A 4,066-nucleotide genomic window follows, 5' to 3' on the forward strand; every position below is an offset into this window, starting at 1 on the left:
TTAATTTTATCATCTTTGTGTAATAAATTTATTTTTTATAAAAAAATATACTTTAAATAATTATTTTTTATCAGTCAAGATAAATTTTTATTCTTATGAGTAAATAATTAAATATGTTTGCAAGACTTTGAAAATATTTTGTTTGATTTGTTTTTTAAATTTTGAAAGATATTTAAAGTTTTAATTGCATTGTCGTTGCTTTTTAAGAAAAATATTTTTAATAATTTTTATAAAAATATCTAAAGCGATTTTAATTTTTATTTGCGCTTAAAATATTGTGCATAATCAAAAGGTCGCTCTTTTAACTTAAAATAAAATTTATTATGAAGTTGATTTGTAATATTTAAAGTTTTTTGAAGTGTTCCTGAAGAATATTTCAAAGCACCATTATATATCATTTCTTCTTTTTGTAAATAACCCACAGCATACTCCAAAGGGGAAATATTTGAGAAAAATAATTCAATAAGATTGAAATTTAAATTATTATCTGCTTCTGTATATAAAGAGTGGTTATCATACATTTTATAAGCAGCTAGGTTGAAGAATAAATTATTTTTATCTTGATACAAGCCTATATCATAAGCAATGATAAATTGTCTTAAACTCCATACAAGATAAGAATAAAATAAATCATCATTAAAATCTATTATTTCATAGTCATTTTCTTGCACCATTTTATCTAATATTGAAATTAATGTAAGTTTGCTTAAACTTGTGTTTTGAACATTATAAATCTTAATGCCTTGAGATTGGTTAATTTCATTAATATAAGAATTGAGAAAATTAATATTATCATTGTACAATTTTAAAAAATATTTTTTTACTTCTATGTTATTTATAATTTCATCGGGATTATTTTTAAAATAAAAATCTTTAATTCCCTGAAAGCAGTTTTCATCAATATTAAACGCTTGAAAGATGATATTTTTTTTCTCAAATATAATTTTACCTAAATAGATACCGACCTCAAATTTGAATTTTTTCTTGAGATTATATTCTTTTTTTAAGTATTCTTCATCAAGTCCTTTTATACTCATATCACTTTGCAAACCTAAATAAATAGTTTTATCTTCTCTTATATTGGAGATATAATCTTTAAGCGGTATTTTTAAAATTTTCATTATTTTCCTTACTATAAATTTCTACCTATAAAGGTTTCTACATATCTTGGATCTCTTTCGTTGGGTTGAATTTCATAAGCATCTTGCGTGGAGCCTATGTTGCAACCGACTAAATAATTCTCACTAGGATCGCAAATTCTATTAAATTTATCAAAAATAATTTTTTCATTAATATAAGCTTTTTCAGAATAAAAAATATATCTGCCTAAGGCATCCATATTATAACTGTAATGTTTTTCTATATAAAAATGCCTACATTCATGAAAAACTGTTTTTGCAAATTCTTTGAAATAAGCTTTCATAATATATTGATTTAATCTTACTTCGTTATCTTCGTAAGATCCAAAAGATAAAGATCCGCTAGGTTTTTCATTGTAAAATATCACTTTTTCTAAAGGCAAATCAAATCTTTTACAAAGAGTTTGAGTCAATGCTTTTAGGAAATCTTTACATTCTTTAAGATCTCTGTTTTTATTATTTAAAAGATCTGTATGAAATTGATTAAAGCTTTTGCCATCCTTATATTCTGAAGGTAAAATTTCATTAACTATGGTATTAATATATTTAAAATCTCTATCTCGCAAATAAGCCTCTTTATCTTTTTCTGAAACACTTGCCAAAAGTCCTTTATTGACTATATCAAATCTATAATAAATATAAGCAATTTTTCCGGCAAATTGAGGATAAATTCTAAGATAAGTAAAAAAATCTCTTTTTTCTTGGTTTTTTAAACAAGCCCTTAAGAACCAATTTGCTTCCTCAATGCTATTGATAGATTGTTGTCGGTTAAGATGATATATATTTGTATTTTTTAGCTCTTCCCTTGTAAATAGTTCTTTTACTTGATCATCTCTCCCCCAGCCAACTCTAAAACTCATATCTATGATTTTATAAGCGTCGTTTAAGTTAGGAAGTCTTTTAAATTTATTTTTATCTTCATAGGCAAATACCAAAGCATAATATTTATCAAATTCCTCTTCATTGGCTCTTGTTAATGGCAATGAAAATCCTATTTTATTAAATTCTTCTTCCTTTTCTTCATCATCCATTTCCCAGCATTCATGGAAATATTTACTTTCATCTTTTAAAAATTTTACATCTTTAAATTCTAAATTTTCTTTACCCTCTAGGATTCTTTGAAGTCTTTCTTCATTTTGAATTTGAGCTAAAGCCCAAACAATATTTACATCATCTTTTAACCCATGAACTTCATATTCTAAATAAGTCCCTGGTGCAAAATTTGCTTTTTCATCAACAATAATTTCTGCACCTTTTTCAGCGCTTACAATATCTTCATCCTCATCAAGATCCCATTCTGTTGTTTTTATAAATTTAAGCTTCGATTTTTCTTTCTTTGGATACTCCACTTTTAAAGAAACAATCCCTTCTTTTTCACTCCGTATAAATTTAACTTGTTTGCTTAAATTTTCTAACAGCTCACTTTGTGCCATACCTATGCTGCCACTACTGCCAAATTCCCCTCTCTCATTGATACTATAAAGATATAAATTATCCTTAATGATACTTTGTTCTTTTTTATTTTTTTTATCTTTTTTATTTTGATCTTCTTTAGTTTTTACTTCTTTTGAAGTTTTAGAACATTCTTTATCCGTATATAATCTTACACAATATTTTCCCCAAGTTTGTCCTATCTCAAAAGGATAATCCTTTAAAAAACTAGGTTGTATATCCTTAGCTATTTCGTTTATTTTTAAATAATACATTCCTTCAGGTAAAGTTCCAAACCTATCTTGAATACTTTCATCATCATAATAAAAATAAGCTTTCCCGCTTTTGCTATTGTTATTTGGATAAAAATAATTTGCAATTTGTTTTTTACTTCTTTTTTCATTATCTGCTTTAGCTGTGCCACTTCTTGCTATATAAGAGTTGATTAAATCATTACCTTTATAATGATAAACATTAAATCCATCATAAACTAAATGATCTTTAGCTTTAAATTTAAGTATCAGTCCAATTTTATGTTCAGTATAATTGTTAAATATTCTTTTAGCATTTTGTATAGGAGTAGGAAAATAAGCTTCTTCTTCATCAAGTTTTACTTTAAAACTATAGCAATCACTAAAATACTTTTCTTTATCAAATCTTATTTTACCTTTTTCATCACTGCGTCTTTTTAGATTAACCACTCTTAAAGCTTCATCATGTTTAAAACCTTTGATAATGATTTTAGCATTAGCAATGGGTTTATTGTATTCATCTTTTAAATATAGAGTGATAAATTGAGGTTCTTTAGCATTGGATGAGGATTCATCTAAAGGTTCTTTTGAAAGTTTGTTAAAGCTTGTATCCTTATAAACAATTCCTTTCTTAAGTTCTTTAAGTTCTAATTTAATATTTAAACTTTCTTCTAATAAGGAATAATTTTTAATCTTTGCATTGTAATAATCATATTTTATATTTAAATCTTTTAAAGAATTTAAATCTTCTTTATCATATTTAAAATAATAAATTAAATTTTCTTTTTTATCTTCAAATGAAAATGGATTATTTTCACAAGCTCCTAAAAGAAGTTTTTCATAGAAAAACACCCTTGCGTTTAATTTTTTAAATTTAATATCATATTCTTTTTCTATCATCTTAATATCAAGTAAGCTTTCATCTTTGATAAAGATATCACAATGATTATCATAAATGTGGATTAGATTTGACATAGATGAGGCATTATTTAAAAAGATAATTCTTTTATTTTTATCTTTATTTTCTAAAATGAAATGATTGAGATTTTTAGAATGGGAGGTAAGGTTGTATTCTTGAAAATTTTCTTTATTTTGTTCTAGTATATTTTTATTTTGAATTTGATTAAACGCTATGATGCTTTTATAAAGTTCTTTTCTTGCTTGTAAATAAGTATCTGTAATTTTATTTTTGTGTAATAAGAATATAATATAAAAGCTAGAATTATAAGGAAATTTTTCTCCTAT

Annotated in this window: 2 protein-coding genes; both read right to left on the minus strand. The window is 24.5% G+C overall.

Annotation, left to right across the window (positions count from 1 at the left end):
* Positions 1 to 257: 257 nt before the first annotated feature.
* Entirely contained in the window at positions 258 to 1,121 is an 864-nt protein-coding gene (locus H2280_RS08090) for a hypothetical protein (RefSeq protein WP_137624532.1), read from the minus strand.
* 11 nt (positions 1,122 to 1,132) lie between these two features.
* Positions 1,133 to 4,066: hypothetical protein (locus H2280_RS08095; protein WP_337216219.1), on the minus strand; the 2,934-nt coding region annotated here is incomplete at its 5' end.

The sequence above is a fragment of the Campylobacter sp. 2457A genome, assembly GCF_020135895.1.
Taxonomy (GTDB): domain Bacteria; phylum Campylobacterota; class Campylobacteria; order Campylobacterales; family Campylobacteraceae; genus Campylobacter_D; species Campylobacter_D taeniopygiae.

Excerpts from the sequence above, each read along its gene's own strand:
- H2280_RS08090 (WP_137624532.1), bottom strand. The coding sequence starts at position 1,121 with ATGAAAATTTTAAAAATACCGCTTAAAGATTATATCTCCAATATAAGA.